The organism is Nocardioides sp. WG-D5 (assembly GCF_054031175.1).
Genome location: NZ_CM132928.1, coordinates 3,304,081 through 3,319,021, shown reverse-complemented (window position 1 = coordinate 3,319,021; position 14,941 = coordinate 3,304,081). Strand labels below are relative to the sequence as shown.

Annotated in this window: 16 protein-coding genes; 10 read left to right on the top strand and 6 right to left on the bottom strand. The window is 69.0% G+C overall.

Translation table 11 applies throughout. The features are described 5' to 3' along the window. Window positions 1–9: 9 nt before the first annotated feature. Entirely contained in the window at window positions 10–1,518 is a 1,509-nt protein-coding gene (locus ACWZJV_RS16135; protein ID WP_457177121.1) for a spermidine synthase, read from the top strand. Between the two features lie 461 nt (window positions 1,519–1,979). After that, the gene (locus ACWZJV_RS16130; RefSeq protein ID WP_008356128.1) at window positions 1,980–2,756 is read left to right on the top strand and encodes a GntR family transcriptional regulator; all 777 of its coding nucleotides are present in this window, start codon (window positions 1,980–1,982) and stop codon (window positions 2,754–2,756) included. Between the two features lie 235 nt (window positions 2,757–2,991). Here ACWZJV_RS16130 and ACWZJV_RS16125 read toward each other — a convergent pair whose 3' ends face one another. Next, window positions 2,992–4,365, bottom strand: a complete 1,374-nt coding sequence (locus ACWZJV_RS16125; protein ID WP_457177119.1) for a vWA domain-containing protein — start codon at window positions 4,363–4,365, stop codon at window positions 2,992–2,994. Next, a complete protein-coding gene (locus ACWZJV_RS16120) occupies window positions 4,362–5,240 on the bottom strand; it encodes an AAA family ATPase (RefSeq protein WP_008356123.1) in 879 nt (292 codons plus the stop codon). Before ACWZJV_RS16120 ends, ACWZJV_RS16125 begins: the two co-directional genes overlap by 4 nt. A gap of 111 nt (window positions 5,241–5,351) precedes the next feature. Here ACWZJV_RS16120 and ACWZJV_RS16115 point away from each other — a divergent pair, with 111 nt between their 5' ends. Beyond that, window positions 5,352–5,693: a hypothetical protein gene (locus ACWZJV_RS16115; protein ID WP_008356122.1), complete on the top strand. Its 342-nt coding sequence runs from the start codon at window positions 5,352–5,354 to the stop codon at window positions 5,691–5,693. A 27-nt stretch (window positions 5,694–5,720) separates the two neighbouring features. Here the strand turns inward: ACWZJV_RS16115 and ACWZJV_RS16110 are convergent, their stop codons facing one another. From ACWZJV_RS16110 to ACWZJV_RS16100, 3 genes are all read right to left on the bottom strand, one after another. Continuing rightward, entirely contained in the window at window positions 5,721–6,071 is a 351-nt protein-coding gene (locus tag ACWZJV_RS16110) for a nuclear transport factor 2 family protein (protein ID WP_457177117.1), read from the bottom strand. Then, window positions 6,068–6,769, bottom strand: a complete 702-nt coding sequence (locus ACWZJV_RS16105; RefSeq protein ID WP_457177115.1) for a winged helix-turn-helix transcriptional regulator — start codon at window positions 6,767–6,769, stop codon at window positions 6,068–6,070. Before ACWZJV_RS16105 ends, ACWZJV_RS16110 begins: the two co-directional genes overlap by 4 nt. Window positions 6,770–6,868: 99 nt before the next feature. Next, window positions 6,869–7,546, bottom strand: a complete 678-nt coding sequence (locus ACWZJV_RS16100) for a winged helix-turn-helix transcriptional regulator (RefSeq protein ID WP_457177113.1) — start codon at window positions 7,544–7,546, stop codon at window positions 6,869–6,871. A 53-nt stretch (window positions 7,547–7,599) separates the two neighbouring features. Between ACWZJV_RS16100 and ACWZJV_RS16095 the strand changes: the two genes are divergently transcribed. From ACWZJV_RS16095 to ACWZJV_RS16065, 7 genes are all read left to right on the top strand, one after another. Beyond that, window positions 7,600–8,058: a VOC family protein gene (locus ACWZJV_RS16095; RefSeq protein ID WP_457177112.1), complete on the top strand. Its 459-nt coding sequence runs from the start codon at window positions 7,600–7,602 to the stop codon at window positions 8,056–8,058. Window positions 8,059–8,089: 31 nt separating this feature from the next. Then, window positions 8,090–8,731 carry a PadR family transcriptional regulator gene (locus tag ACWZJV_RS16090; RefSeq protein WP_457177110.1) on the top strand — a complete coding sequence of 214 codons (642 nt, stop codon included), beginning with the start codon at window positions 8,090–8,092 and terminating at the stop codon, window positions 8,729–8,731. A 148-nt stretch (window positions 8,732–8,879) separates the two neighbouring features. Beyond that, complete coding sequence (locus tag ACWZJV_RS16085; RefSeq protein WP_008356116.1) at window positions 8,880–9,887, top strand: ATP-binding cassette domain-containing protein; 1,008 nt, start codon at window positions 8,880–8,882, stop codon at window positions 9,885–9,887. Next, window positions 9,887–10,669, top strand: coding sequence for an ABC transporter permease (locus ACWZJV_RS16080; RefSeq protein ID WP_457177107.1), 783 nt, complete (start codon window positions 9,887–9,889; stop codon window positions 10,667–10,669). Before ACWZJV_RS16085 ends, ACWZJV_RS16080 begins: the two co-directional genes overlap by 1 nt. Window positions 10,670–10,724: 55 nt before the next feature. After that, the gene (locus ACWZJV_RS16075) at window positions 10,725–11,447 is read left to right on the top strand and encodes a response regulator transcription factor (RefSeq protein ID WP_307785700.1); all 723 of its coding nucleotides are present in this window, start codon (window positions 10,725–10,727) and stop codon (window positions 11,445–11,447) included. After that, window positions 11,444–12,880: an ATP-binding protein gene (locus ACWZJV_RS16070; RefSeq protein ID WP_457177105.1), complete on the top strand. Its 1,437-nt coding sequence runs from the start codon at window positions 11,444–11,446 to the stop codon at window positions 12,878–12,880. Before ACWZJV_RS16075 ends, ACWZJV_RS16070 begins: the two co-directional genes overlap by 4 nt. After that, a complete protein-coding gene (locus tag ACWZJV_RS16065; protein WP_457177104.1) occupies window positions 12,877–13,428 on the top strand; it encodes a hypothetical protein in 552 nt (183 codons plus the stop codon). Before ACWZJV_RS16070 ends, ACWZJV_RS16065 begins: the two co-directional genes overlap by 4 nt. Before the next feature lie 33 nt (window positions 13,429–13,461). Here ACWZJV_RS16065 and zwf read toward each other — a convergent pair whose 3' ends face one another. Then, complete coding sequence (zwf, locus tag ACWZJV_RS16060) at window positions 13,462–14,919, bottom strand: glucose-6-phosphate dehydrogenase (protein ID WP_008356111.1); 1,458 nt, start codon at window positions 14,917–14,919, stop codon at window positions 13,462–13,464. Window positions 14,920–14,941 lie beyond the last annotated feature (22 nt).

Genomic DNA, 14,941 nt, shown 5'->3' with positions numbered 1-14,941 from the left:
TTCACCTCCATGAAAATGCGTGCGCGTGCGCTCGAGCTCCTCGTCTTCACCGTCGGTGCCGGCACCTTGGGATCGGAGATGGCCGCGGCCCGCCTGCTCGCTCCGTGGTTCGGCGACTCGACGATCGTGTGGGCCAACACGATCGCGACGGTGCTGGTGGCTCTCGCGATCGGCTACTCCGTCGGCGGCCGGATCGCCGACCGGAACCCGCACCCCTCCGGCCTCGCCAAGATCGTGCTCGTGGCCGCCGCCCTCCTGGCCGCGGTGCCGTTCATCGCCGACCCGTTCCTCCCGCTCGCGGTCAAGGCGGTCGACCAGCTCAGCATCGCCACCTTCGCCGGCTCGCTGGTCGGGGTCGGCGTCCTGCTCGCGATCCCGCTGTTCCTGCTCGGCATCGTCAGCCCTTACGCGGTCCGGCTGAGCGTCGAGGCCGTCGAGGACGCCGGCCACGCGGCCGGGCGCCTCTACGCGATCTCGACGGTCGGCTCGCTGGTCGGCACCTTCGCCGCCTCGTTGTTCCTCATCCCGGTCGTCGGGACGCGGCGTACGTTCCTGATCTTCGCTCTCTGCATGGCGGTCTGCGCGATCCCGCACCTGGTCAAGCGCCGCCTGCCGGCCGCCGTCGTCCCGATCGCGATCCTCGCTCTGATCGCGTTCCCGACCGGGTCGATCAAGACGCTGACCAGCAACGGCGGCGAGGTGATCTGGGAGAAGGAGACGGAGTACCAGTACGCCCGCGTGGTCGAGTACGACGACGGCACCCGCTACCTCGAGCTCAACGAGGGCCACGCCGTGCACTCGGTCTACACCGAGGGCGAGTGGCTCACCGGCGCCTACTGGGACGAGATGCTCTCCCTGTCGTACGCCGGCGCGGAGGCCCCGAAGTCGGTGGCGATCCTGGGCTCGGCCGCCGGGACGACCGCGCGTCAGTTCGGCCACTTCGCCCCCGAGACCCGGGTCGACGCCGTCGAGATCGACGAGGACGTCACCAAGGTCGGCCAGGAGCTCTTCGACCTCCAGGACCAGCCGAACCTCCACCTCCACACCGCCGACGCCCGCCCGTGGCTGCAGAAGCAGACCCGGAAGTACGACGCGATCATGGTCGACGCCTACCACCAGCCGTACATCCCCTTCTACCTGACGACGAAGGAGTTCTTCGCGCTGGCGAAGGCCCACCTCAACCCGGGCGGGGTGCTCGTCGTGAACTCAGCCCACCCGGAGGGCTCGACAGCGCTGGAGAAGGTCCTCACCGCAACGCTGCGCACCTCGTTCGGCGAGGCCGTGTGGCGCTCGGACTCCGGCCCGACCAACACCCACCTCGTCGCGACGGCCGACCCTGAGGCCGATCCCGCCGCCAACCTCACCGCCACCGCCGAGTCGCAGCCCGCCGACCTGGCCGGCGCCCTCACCGACTCCGCCTCCCGGCTCGAGCCGGGCCTCCGGGGCGGGACGGTCTACACCGACGACGTCGCGCCGGTCGAGTGGCTCACCGACCTGAGCCTGCTCGAGGTCGCCTGATCCGCTCGGGCGCTTCACCTCCCCGATCGGGGTCTTGCGCAGGCACCCGACGCACACCTGGTCGGGCGCGACCTTGCTGAGCCGGCGCGGCGGCAGCACGTGCCAGGTGCCCAGCCGGCGGCCGCACACGGTCAGGACGTACCCGTTGCTCTTCTTGGCCGAACGAAGGTGCCAGAAGCTGCCCCGGTCGGTCCGGTAGACCAGCGGGTCTTTGGCCAGGACCGGCGGTTTCCCGCTGGACCGCATGCTGAGTCTGTCGTCTACGAACACGAATTCCCCCCAAGGAATGTCGATGGCTCTCGTCGTTTGAGTGCCTCGAGACGCCGGTTCACGACTGGGCCATGCGCCCAACGCCCCGAGACGACTTCGACCATAAGTCCACTCATTGCAACGGGTCAAGGCGGAAAGGGTGGGGCTATGCGGCTATTCGGGATCTGTACGGCTCAGTAACGTGTTCTCCTATGAGCAACCCCCGTCCGCGCGGCCTGCCGAAATACCTCCACGTGGCCGACTATCTGCGGGCCCAGATCGACGACGGCACCTATCTGCCCGGCGAGCGTCTACCGACCGAGCCCGAGCTGATGGACACCTTCCCCTACGACCGCGCCACGATCCGGCGCGGCCTGGCGGTGCTGCGCAACGAGGGCCTCATCACCAGCGAGCAGGGTCGCGGCGTCTTCGTACGCGACGCCACCAAGACCCGCTACGACTTGATGAGCATGCTGATCACCGACCCGAGCCACCCGGCGAAGCCCGATGCGGCCTACCACCAGCCGCCGCGCGGACCGGACGACGGCATCTCGGTCGAGCACTCCTACGAGGTCATCCCGGCGGGCGAGAAGCTCGGGGAGGCCTTCGAGCTCGACCCGCGCAGCGAGCTGCTCAGCACCACCTACACGTTCTTCATCAGCGGCGACACCGCCGAATACCGCACCACGGCCTACATCCCGTATCCGCTGGTCATCGACACCCCGCTGGCCACGCCGAGCGACGACTGGCCGCAGCCGCCGATCAAGGACCTGCTGGCCACGGTCGGCGTGAAGGTCACCACCGTCGCCATGGACATCGAGTCCCGGATGCCGACGCCGCAGGAGACCTTCGACCTGCAGATCCCCGACGGCACACCCGTGTTGTCCGACCGGCGTCGCTTCCTCGCTGATGACCGGGTCGTGTGCATCACCGACTCCGTCGGCGTCGCCGACCGGATCGTCTACGGGCTCGATCTGAAGCTGCAGTAGGGCCGAGGCGAACGAATTTTCGTTCGAGCAGGGCTTGTTGGATGGGTGAATGAAAATTCATTCGCGGCGAGACCCCGAACGAATTTTCGTTCACCTCCAGGGACCCGCGGCCAGCGTCAGGTGAATGAATTTTCGTTCACCGCGAGCGACTACCTCCGGAGGAGCGAGTGCTTCCCGGCCACACTTGGGGCCGCCGACCACGAAGAAACAGTCCCCGACCACCGTCAAGCCCCGCTCAGGCGAGGTCGTGGACGAACTCGGAGAGCTGGGTGAGGTTGCGGCACTCCCGCATCTCGATGATCGACCCGTAGCGGGTCGCCTCCGAGTCACCGGTGTCCCACTGCGTACGGACCTCGGGGTTGAGCCAGTAGGAGTGCCGCGCCGACTCGGCCATCGCGCGCAGCGAGCCGACGGCGAGGTCGGAGTAGTTGGACCGGGCATCGCCGAGGATCAGCAGCGACGACTTCGGACCGAGGGCGTCGGCATGCCGCTCCTGGAAGAGCGAGAAGGCCCGGCCGTAGTTGGTGCGTCCCATCCGGGCCGCGTGCTCGGTCGCCTTGGTCAGCTCGGTCATCGTGTCGACCAGGTCGGCGCCGGGACGGAAGTAGGAGGTGACCTCGTGGATCTCGTCGACGAAGGTGAACGCGCGCACCTTGCCGAACTGCTCCCGCAGCGCGAAGACGAGCATCAGCGTGAAGGTCGCGAAGTTGGACACCGAGCCGGACACGTCGCACAGGATCACCAGCTCGGTGCGGTGCGGGCGCTTGGGCCGGTATCGCAGGTCGACGGGTACGCCACCGGTGGACATCGAGGACCGCAGCGTACGTCGCAGGTCCACCGCTCCGCGCCGGCGAGCGTGGTGCTCCTGGGTGAGCCTGGTCGCCAGCCGGCGCGCCAACGGGTAGATCTCGCGTCGTAGCGCCTCCAGGTCGGCCCGCCGCGCGTGCAGGAAGTCGAGCTTCTCGATCGTCGGGCGGACGGCGATCTTGGCGATCTGCTCGGGACCCTTCTCCTCCGCGATCCGGCGGCGGGCGTCGGCCTCGACGAGACCGCTGAACCGATCCACGCGCCGGGTCCCGACGCGCGCCGCCTCCTCCTCGGTCCAGCCGCCCTGCTGGAGGCCCTCGATGAGTCGCGAGGTGAGCTCGTCGGTCGAGAGCCGGCGCAGCGCGGTGTAGGAGGACCACGAGCTCAGTCCCGGGCCGCGGCCGGGCATCGCGCCGAAGCGTGCCACCGCCTCGGCGGCCAGCTGGCGGAGCATCTCGGCGTCGTCGGCCTCCAGCGCCGCCGCCAGCCGCTCGGTGAACTCGCCGAGCGCCTCGGGTCCGTCCTTCACCGCCCCGGCGGACTCGGCCTCGCCCGTCAGCGAGGGCGACGTGCCCGAGCCGACCATCCGCGGGAAGTAGAGCTCGAAGAGGCCGTCGAAGGTGGCGCGCTGGTTGGCGCGCTTGACCAGGGTCGCGGCGTACGCCTCCTTGACCTGGGTCCGGTCGTTCCAGCCGATCAGGCCGAGCGCGGTGACCGCGTCCAGGCCCTCGGAGAGCGACACCGGCAGCCCTGCTCCCCGAAGTGCTTCGAGGAACTCGATGTGCCGGTCGAGGAGGGTCACCGCTTCAACCGCAGCTCTCGGACCGCACGGTCGACGTCGGAGGAGTGCTTGAGCACGACGCCGAGGGTGTCGGCGACGGCCTTGTCGGAGAGGTCGGTGATCTCGAGCGCGATCAGGGTGCGTGCCCAGTCGACGGATTCGGCGATCGAGGGCGACTTCTTGAGCTCCAGCTCGCGCAGCCTGCCCACCACCGAGACCAGCTGGCGGGCGACCTTGTCGTCGAGCCCGGGGACCTGGGAGAGCACGATCTCGCGCTCCCGGTCGGCGTCGGGGTAGTCGAGGTGGAGGTAGAGGCAGCGTCGCTTGAGCGCCTCGGAGAGCTCGCGGGTGGCGTTGGAGGTGAGCACGACCAGCGGCCGGCGGGTCGAGGTCATCGTGCCGAGCTCGGGGATGGTCACCTGGAAGTCGGAGAGCACCTCGAGCAGCAGCCCCTCGACCTCGACGTCGGTCTTGTCGACCTCGTCGATGAGCAGCACCGTCGGCTCCTCGCGGCGGATCGCGGTCAGCAGCGGCCGGGTCAGCAGGAACTCTTCGGAGAAGATGTCGTCGTGGGTCTCCTCCCACGCCTGGCCGTCACCGGCGGCCTGGATCCGAAGCAGCTGCTTCTTGTAGTTCCACTCGTACAGCGCCCGCGCCTCGTCGAGGCCCTCGTAGCACTGCAGCCTGACCAGCTCGGCGCCGGTCGCGCGGGTGATGGCCTTGGCCAGCTCGGTCTTGCCCACCCCGGCAGGCCCCTCGATGAGCACCGGCTTCTCCAGCGCACCCGCGAGGTAGGTCGTCAACGCGGTCGAGGCGTCCGCCAGGTAGCCGACGTCTCCCAGACGGGTGACGGCCTCGGCGGGCGAGGAGAACCAGGAAGACGTACGGGAAGGCATGACGCGACACTAGCGACTCTGCTCCGGCTCCGCTCCCGGTGTCCGGATGGGACTTTCGTCATAGTGTCGGAACGACCCGTCACCGGGACAGCGATCAGTCGTTGGATACGCGTGCACTCGGACACCCCGCGACCTCTGACGCTGGTCGTCGTCGCCATGAAGGTATGCGCGCTGACGGCGCTGGCGGCCTTCTGTCTGGTGGCCATCACGACGCCGGCCGAGCCCCGGTCGCTGGCGAAGCGGGAGCAGCCCGAGCTCGCCGCGATGCTCGAGCAGCACCACTGCGTGGCTCCGCCGACGATCGCGCCGTGGCGCCGCGAGAGCGCCATCATCCGCTCCCCGCTCGGCGAGCTGAAGCACGTCACCCTCGAGGTGGGCCAGATGATCGAGCAGGGCAAGGCCCGCGGCGAGCTGGTCGCCTTCTGCGCCGATCCGGTCTCGCCGACCCCGTAGCCGCGGCATCCTCGGGCGCCGCACGGATCAGTCGAAGGCGACCTCGAGGACCGCGACCAGGTCGCCGCGCCAGGTCACGGTCATCGTCCCCGCTCCGCCCTCGTCCCACCGGAAGCGAACGCGGTCGGTCGCACCGTCGGTCGTCACCGAGTCGACCGTCATCGTGTCGTCCGGCGGCTGCGCCAGGTAGGCCGCGAGGATGGCCTCGCGTCCATGGAAGGGACCCGCCGGGACCCCGACGAACCTCATCTCGGCGTCCTCCGCGAACGTCGCCACGAAGTCGTCCCACCGTCCCGATCGCTGGCAGGTGTTGAACAGCGCGGCATGACGGTCGACCCGGTCAGGAATCGGCCTCTCCCGTGGAGCCGACGTCGTCAACTGGCCTCGGCGAGCGTGTTCGCGAACAGCCCGAGCACGCGGTCCAGCGCAGCGCGGTCACCCTCCACCCGGAGCCCGGCCTCGGCGATCGCCGCGTCCACCGGGAAGCCCATGAACACGACGCCGGTCCAGGCCGTCGAGTCGCCGGCGACGGTGACGTCGGCGTCCTCGAGGGTGCCCTCGGCGAGGTCGAACTGGTTGCCCGTCCAGACCAGCCGGAACTGCTGTGGGTCGGCGTCGGGACGGCGTGCGTCGGTGAGCTCCCAGGCCACGGTGATCGGCTCCGGGGTCGTCGCGCTGCCGGCGGGCACCATCGTGCGCATCGCCACCATCACGCCGCTCGGCGTCATCCCGGCGGTCATGATCGGGAAGCGGGACGAGCCGTGGGCCCAGCGTCCGAGCGCCCCGAGGATCGTCTCGAGCTCGCGTCCCCACGGGGTGAGGGCGTAGGCCGTCGTCTTGGTGATGTAGCCGAGCTCGGTCTCGACGACGACGCCGGCGTGCTCGAGGAACTGCAGCCGGTCCTTCAGCTCGTCGGCGCCGACCCCGATCACCGACGATTCCAGGTCACGCGCGGTGCGCGGCCCGAACATCAGCTCGCGCACGACGATGAGGCTCCACCTGTCGCCGATCAGGTCCAGCGCGTGCGCTGCTGCGCAGGCGTCTCCGAGGTCCCCGTAGGTCAGGTTCAGGGTCACGTCGATCCTCTCCGAGTCATTCGATCCCATCGAGGGTAGTGAGACCGAACTACACGTCGTCAGTGCCAGAGGTCCCGCCGCGTCCGTGAAATCGTGGGCCTACGCGATGGCCGCGTACGCAGCAGCGACCCGTTCCACGGCCCGCCGGTCGCCCTCGATACCCATCGCGTCGACCGGCTCACCGGCGAAGACCACGCCCGCCCACGCGGAGGAGTCGCCGGCGACGGTCGCATCGGGCGCCTCGTCCGCACCCTCGGTCAGCTCGAAACGGTCCTCGTCCCAGTGCAGCCGGTAGCGGCGTACGCCCGCGGCGGGACGCCGCTCGTCGTGCAGTTCGATGGCGATTCTGACCGGGCCGTCGCCCCACTCCGGCATGGCGGCGTACGCCGCCATCGTGCGCATCGCGACGATCACCCCGTCGGGGGTCATGCTCCCCTCCGGCACCGGGAACCCGGGCGAGCGTTGGGCCCAGCGGCCGAGGGAGCGCATCACGTCCTCCAGCTCCTGCCCCCATGCGGTGAGCCGGTAGACGCGGGTCTGGCCGAGGTCGTCGAGCTGTGCCTGCTCGACGACGCCGGTCTCCCGCAGCGCCTTGAGCCTGGCGGTGAGGACCGCGGGCGTGATCCCGACGACCGCCGAGGCGAGGTCGGCGAAGCGGCGCGGACCGAGCATCAGCTCGCGCGCGATCACGATGCTCCACCGGTCCCCGATGACGTCCATCGCGTGCGCGGTCGCGCAGGCATCACCCAGGTCAGCGTACGTCTGCTTCTTCGGCATCGATCCTCCTGACTCTCTTCACAAGAGTATCAACTATGTTTAACGTAGTCCGCATGACCACGACTCCGACCACTGCTGCCACTGAGGAGAACCCGATGCGTACGACGATCGCCCTGCCCACCCGCGACCGGTCCCGGTCCCACGTGTTCCTCCGCGACGGCCTCGGCCTCGAGACTCCCGGCGAGCTCGCTCCTGACGGGGTCCCCGAGCCGCTCCGCGCGACCCTGTCGGAGACCTGCGAGGTGATGATGATCCCCACCGGCGGATTCAAGTGGGTCACCGGCCAACTCGGGGACGAGCCGATGGATGCGGCGACCCTGCCCGCAGCGGAGGGCCCGAAGCAGTGCCTGGTCACCATCGGGCTCGGCTCCCGCGACGACGTGGAGGCTCGTTATGCGGCCGCGACGGCGTTCGGCCGCGGCGTACTCGGGCCGGAGGCGGCACCGTGGGGTGAGTACCGCGCCGTCGTCGCGGACCCCGACGGCCATCTCTGGCAGCTGACGTCCCCCTGAGGTCACGTCGTGCCGCCCCTAGAATCTCCCTATGGCCGGAGACGACACACGGATGCTGCTGCTCGGAGCGGTGGCGCTGTTCGAACCCGTCAACGGCTACCAGATCCGGCGCGAGCTGATGTCGTGGCAGGTCGACCAATGGGCCAACATCAACCCGGGCTCGATCTACCACGCGCTGACCTCGCTCGCCGACAAGGGCCATCTGACCAGGCACGATCTGGTGGACAACGGGCGTACGGTCGCGGTCTACGAGATCAGCACCGGCGGCCGCGCGGAGCTGGAACGTCTGATCACCCGTTCGCTGGAGGCCGTCGACGCCTACAACGGGCTCTCCTTCTACGCCGCCTTCTCGCTCGCGCCACTGCTGGAGCGGCCGGCCGCGGTCCAGCACCTGAGCGTCCGGCTGAAGAACCTGGAGCGCACGATCAAGGAGCTCGACGCCGCGGCCCGGGTGAATGCGCGCATGGCACCGCCCCACACCGTCAGCGGCCTGCACCTCCAGATCGACAAGCTCCGCTCCGAGCGGTCCTGGCTGGTCGAGGTGCTGGACGACGTACGCAGCGGCAAGCTGTTCTTCGCCGGCGACGCACCCGGCTGGACGCCCGCCGACGACGACCCGGGGTGGCAGATGGACGCCGACCGGAAGCGCTATCGCGAGATGCTGCGGGGCTGAGCCTCCACACTCCCGGGGGGAATCGGTTTGACAACCCGCGTTCAAAATTGAACACTCGCGCTATTCAACTTTGAACACCCGGGAAAACCGGGTGATTGTTGTCCGTGGTCCGTGCTTGTCTGGACTCGCACGCACAAGGGAGTGACACATGATTCACGCACGCGGCCTGAGGCACACCTTCGCCTCCGGCCATGGCAAGCAGAAGAAAGAAGTCGTCGCGGTCGACGGGGTCGACCTCGACGTCGAAGAGGGCGAGGTGGTCGGCTTCCTGGGGCCCAACGGCGCCGGCAAGACCACCACTCTCCGCATCCTCACCACCCTCCTCAAGCCGACGGCTGGCACCGCCACGGTGGCCGGCTTCGACGTGGCCACGCAGTCCGTCGACGTCCGACGCAGCATCGGCTACTGCTCCCAGGTCGGATCGACCTTCTCCGGCGCCTACGCGGGCGACGAGGTCGTCGACCACGGAATGCTCTACGGGATGTCCAAGAAGGACGCCGTCGCCCACGGGCAGGCGCTCTTCGAGAGGCTTCAGCTCGAAGGGCTCTGGCGCCGCAAGCCGCGCAACATGTCCGGCGGCCAGAAGCGCCGACTCGACATCGCGATGGCGCTGATCCATGCCCCCAAGCTGGTCTTCCTCGACGAGCCCACCACCGGGCTCGACCCGCAGGCGCGAGCCAACCTGTGGGACCACATCGCCTCGCTGCGTACGGACCACGGGGCGACGGTCTTCCTGACCACCCACTACCTCGACGAGGCCGACACCCTCGCCGACCGGGTGATGGTCATCGACCAGGGCCGCATCGTCGCCAACGACACCCCGGAGAACCTCAAGGCGGCGGTCTCCGGCGACCTGGTCTCCCTCGAGGTCGCCACCGACGAGCAGGTCGCGATCGCCCGGGAGAAGCTCGGGTCGATCTCGGAGAACGTCGAGGTCGACGAACGACTGGTCAGCGGCCGGGTGCCGCGGGCCGGGAAGGCCGTCCCCGGCCTGCTGCGCGACCTGGAGTCCAACGGCGTCTCCCTCGAGTCGATCGAGGTGGCCCGGCCCACCCTGGACGACGTCTTCCTGACGCTGACCGGGCGCTCGCTGCGCGACGCCGAGGAAGGCGCACCCGAGGCCGAAGAGGCTGAGCAGAATTCGGGGGCGAAGTGATGACCGAGTTCCAGCAGCCCGTCCTCAAGTCCGGCTTCCTGCGGGAGTCGTTCGTCGTCTTCAACCGTCAGCTGCGGATGAACCTCCGCAACCCGGCCTGGGTGCTCATCGGAGTGATGCAGCCGATCCTCTACCTGCTGCTCTTCGGGCCGCTGCTCGAGCCGCTGATCGAGCAGCTCGGCGGCAACGCCTACAACTGGTTCGTCCCCGGCATGCTCGTCCAGCTCGGTGTCTTCGGCGCGATGTTCGCCGGCTTCTCGCTCATCGGCGAGTGGCGCGAGGGCGTCATCGAGGCGGAGCGGGTCACCCCGGCCTCGCGCGGGGCGCTGCTCTTCGGGCGCCTCTACCGTGACCTGCTGCAGATCCTGGTGCAGGCGATCATCCTGGTCGCGCTCGGCCTGGTGATGGGCATGGACTTCAAGCCGCTCGGCATCCTCGTCGGCATCGCGATCACGGTGCTGATCGGTGGCGCCGGGGCCGCCGCCTCCAACGCGTTCGCGCTGCTCGTCAAGAGCGAGGACGTGATGGCGCCGGTGACCAACATGCTGCTGATGCCGATCCTGCTCCTCTCGGGCATCTTCCTGCCGATGAGCTTCGGTGCCCAGTGGCTGGAGACGCTGGCCGACATCATCCCGACCAAGCACATCGTCGACGCGGTGCGAGCCTCGTTCTTCGGTGACCTCGGGATCGCCGACATCGGCTGGGGCGTCGGCTGGACCCTGGTCCTGTTCGCGCTCTCCGTCTGGTGGGGCATCTCCACGTTCCGCAAGGAGAACGCTTAGGAAGACACGCGCTGTCTCTCAGCGGCGCCTCAGCGAGGGGTGGCAGGGTAGGAGTGTGAACAGCCCTGCCACCCCCAGCGACGCTTCCGGCGACAAGCCGCACGTGCTGGTCGTCGATGACGACAAGGCCGTGCGCGAATCCCTGCGCCGGTCCCTGGAGTTCAACGGCTACGTGGTCGCCCTGGCCGGCGACGGCGCCGAGGCGCTCGCCGGGATCGCCAACCACGGCCCCGACGTCGTCGTGATGGACGTGATGATGCCCCGGCTCGACGGCATCGAGGCCACCAAGGCGCTGCGGGCAGCGGGCAACGACGTACCCATCCTGGTGCTGACCGCCCGCGACGCGGTCGGTGACCGGGTCGACGGCCTGGACGCCGGCGCCGACGACTACCTCACCAAGCCGTTCGCGCTCGAGGAGCTGCTCGCCCGCCTGCGTGCGCTGCTGCGCCGGGCCGCGCCGATCGGCGAGGAGGACGAGGAGACCCTCTCCTTCGCCGACCTCACCATGAACACCACGACCCGCGAGGTCACCCGCGGCGATCGGGCCATCGAGCTCACCCGCACCGAGTTCACGCTCCTCGAGATGTTCCTGCGCCGGCCTCGCCGCGTACTCGACCGGTCGTTCATCCTCGAAGAGGTGTGGGGCTACGACTTTCCGACCACGGCCAACTCGCTGGAGGTCTACGTCGGCTACCTGCGCCGCAAGACCGAGGCCGAGGGTGAGGCCCGGCTGATCCACACCGTACGCGGCATCGGCTACGTGCTGAAGGAGCCGTGAGCAGCGCGATGACCATGACGGCCACCAGCTCGCGCTACCGCGGCTCCCTGGCGGGCCGGGTCACCCTGCTGACGACCCTCGCGGTCGCCGGCTCGATCGCGATGATCGCGATCGGGCTCTATTTCGTCGTACGCATCCAGCTGCAGGCCAACATGGACGAGTCGCTGCTGAAGCGGGCCAGTGTCGCTGCCGCGAACACCGCGTCCATCCAAGACACCCGGACCGGTGCAGCATTTCCGACCTGGGTGCTGAACGCCGGCGACATCCAGATCGCGGAGGTTGCCGACGCACACAACTACTGGTCGCCGACGTACGGCACGTTTCCACTGCCAGGGGAGCCTGAAGAGGCGGTAGCGAAGGGCCACGCGAAGCAGGCGGTCCGGACCGTACACACCCAGAGCGGTGTCTTCCGGGTGGTGAGCGTGCCCATCCCGGAGAGCGACACTGCACTGATGCTGGCGCAGTCGCTGGAGCCGCAGCAGGCGATGTACAAGCGACTCGGCTTCGTCGTGCTCTTCTTCGGCGCGGCGGGGGTGGTTGCGGCGGCCTTCGCCGGGTGGGTCGTGGCGGCGGGCGGGCTGCGGCCGGTGAGGCGGCTGACCGCCTCGGTCGACCGGATCGCGACCACGGAGGACCTCACCCCGCTCCCGGTCGAGGGCGACGACGAGATCGCCAGGCTGGCGACCTCGTTCAACCGCATGCTGTCCGCGGTCTCCGCCTCCCGGGACCGGCAGCGGCAGCTGGTCGCGGACGCCTCGCACGAGCTGCGTACGCCGCTGACCTCGCTCCGCACCAACGTCGAGCTGCTCACCCAGGCAGACGCCTCGATCTCGGGCGAGCAGCGGGCCGATCTGCTCGGGGACATCCGCGCCCAGATCGAGGAGCTCACCAACCTGATCGGCGACCTCGTCGAGCTGGCCCGCGACGAGCCTGCCGAGCCGACGCTGGAGACGGTCGACCTCTCCGACGTGGTGGACCGGGCGCTCTCCCGGGTCCGTCTGCGCGCGCCGTCGGTGACCTTCACCGAGGAGATGTCGTCGTGGTGGGTCATGGGCGACGCCAGCTCGCTGGAGCGGGCGGTCACCAACCTGCTCGACAACGCCGCCAAGTGGTCCCCGGACTCCGGCACGGTGCACATCTCCCTGCACGCCGGCGTGCTCAACGTCGACGACGAGGGACCGGGCATCGCCGAGGACGACATCCCCTACGTCTTCGACCGGTTCTACCGCTCCACCGAGGCCCGTTCGATGCCCGGGTCGGGGCTCGGTCTCGCTATCGTCCGGCAGGTCGCCGAACGCACCGGCGGGTCGGTCTCCACGGCCCGTTCCCCGTTCGGCGGTGCACGGATGACCCTGCGCCTGCCCGGCGCGGCCTCACCCCGGCCGACCGAACCGCCCACGGCTGTGTTGAACAATGAAGGGCTGAATCGTTGAGATACGCCGTCCTGGCGCCCGCTCTGCTGGCGCTGCTCTCCCTCGCTGCCTGCGGAGCCGAGGATCCCGCCCCGTCCGCATCCGCATCGGCCTCTGCATCGGGCTCTGCATCGGGCTCTGATCACTCCGCCAAGGAGACGTTCAACCCGTGCGATGGGCTCGACATCGCTCCCGTCGAGAAAGCACTCGGCGCCCAGCTCCGCGTCGAGAAGGGCACCTCGGCGGCACCCCGCTGCGCACTGCTTCCCGAGAAGTCGGGTGGGACGGCGTACGAGCTGAACTACCTGCCCTTCAAGGGCACCCTCGCGGAAGCGTGGAAGACCATGGACGTCCAGTCGGGCAAGGTCAGCGAACCCGAGGTCGAGGGCGCCGACGACGCCAGGCTGGTGAAGCAGCAGGGCGTCAGCTCGTACGCCGTCACCGGCTTCGTCCAGAACGGCGCCCTCATCCAGAGCTTCAACTCCGTCGACCTGGAGCCCTACGACGGCGACGCGATGGACCAAGCGGCCCAGGCTCTGCTCGAGCAGCTCAGCGCCAACGCCCCGTAGCCGGGGCGTCGGCGCCATCGGGTGCCGCTCCGGCTAGTGCTTCTTCGTCTCGCGCCAGGAACGCTCGAAGGGGAGGCGCCAGGCGTGCGGGGCGATCAGCTGGTGGATCGAGTTGGGGCCCCAGGAGCCGGGAGCGTAGAGCCGGACCGGCGGCGGGTTGTCGAGGAGCGGCTGGGAGATCTCCCAGAGCGTCTCGATGCCCTCGGCGGTGGTGAAGAGGGTGTGGTCGCCGCGCATGGCGTCGTGGATGAGGCGTTCGTACGCCTCGAGGACACCGGTCGAGGAGCTCGTCTCCTGCGTGGCGAACTGCATGGAGAGCTTCTCCAGCTTCATCCCGGGCCCGGGACGCTTGCCGTAGAACGACAGCGACATCTTCGACTGGTCGGCGAGGTCGAAGGTGAGGTGGTCGGGGCCCTGGGTGCCGGCGCCGGAGTTGGCCGGGAACATCGTCAGCGGTGGCTCCTTGAACGCGATCGAGATGATCCGCGCGCCCTCGGCCAGCTTCTTGCCGGTGCGCAGGAAGAACGGCACACCCGCCCAGCGCCAGTTGTCGATGATCACCTTCATCGCGATGAAGGTCTCGGTGTCGGAGTCGTCGGCGACCTCGTTCTTGCCGCGGTAGCCGGAGTATTGGCCACGCACCACGTTGCGCGGGTCGAGCGGCTGGATCGAGCGGAAGACCTTGTTCTTCTCCTCGCCGATCGGGTCGGGGGCCAGCGACGTCGGCGGCTCCATCGCCATGAACGCCAGCACCTGCATCAGGTGGGTGACGACCATGTCGCGGTAGGCGCCGGTGCCTTCGTAGAAGGCGGTGCGTCCCTCGAGGCCGAGCGTCTCCGGGATGTCGATCTGGACGTGGTCGATGAAGTTGCGGTTCCAGATCGGCTCGAAGAGCCCGTTGGCGAAGCGGAAGGCCAGGATGTTCTGCGCGGCCTCCTTGCCGAGGAAGTGGTCGATCCGGAAGATCTGCTCCTCGGTGAAGACCTCGTGGATCTTCGCGTTGAGCTCCTTGGCCGACTCGAGGTCGGTGCCGAAGGGCTTCTCCATGATGATCCGGGCGCGCTCGACGAGGTCGGCCTCCTCGAGCTGACGGATCACGTCCTGGGCGGCCTTGGGCGGGACGCTGAGGTAGTGGAGGCGGCGTACGTCGCTGCCGACCCCCTGCAGCTTCTTCTCGGCGAGCTTCACCGCGTCGGCGAGCGCGTGCGGTCCCTCCTTGGTCGAGACGTAGGAGAGCATCCCGCCGAAGGCCTCCCAACGCGCGTCGGTGATCTCGCCCTTGCCGAACTCCTCGCACGCCTCGCGGGCGAAGGCGACGAAGTCCTCGTCGGACATCTCCTCCAGCGACGTGCCGACGATCTGGGCGTCCGTCATCAGCCCGGCCTCGTTGAGTCTGAGCAGGCCAGGCAGGAGTTTGCGGCGCGCCAGATCACCCGTCGCACCGAAGAGCACGATCACATGTGGCAGGGCTTTGTCATCGATGGTGGCCATGATGAGTCCACGGTAGTCCCCG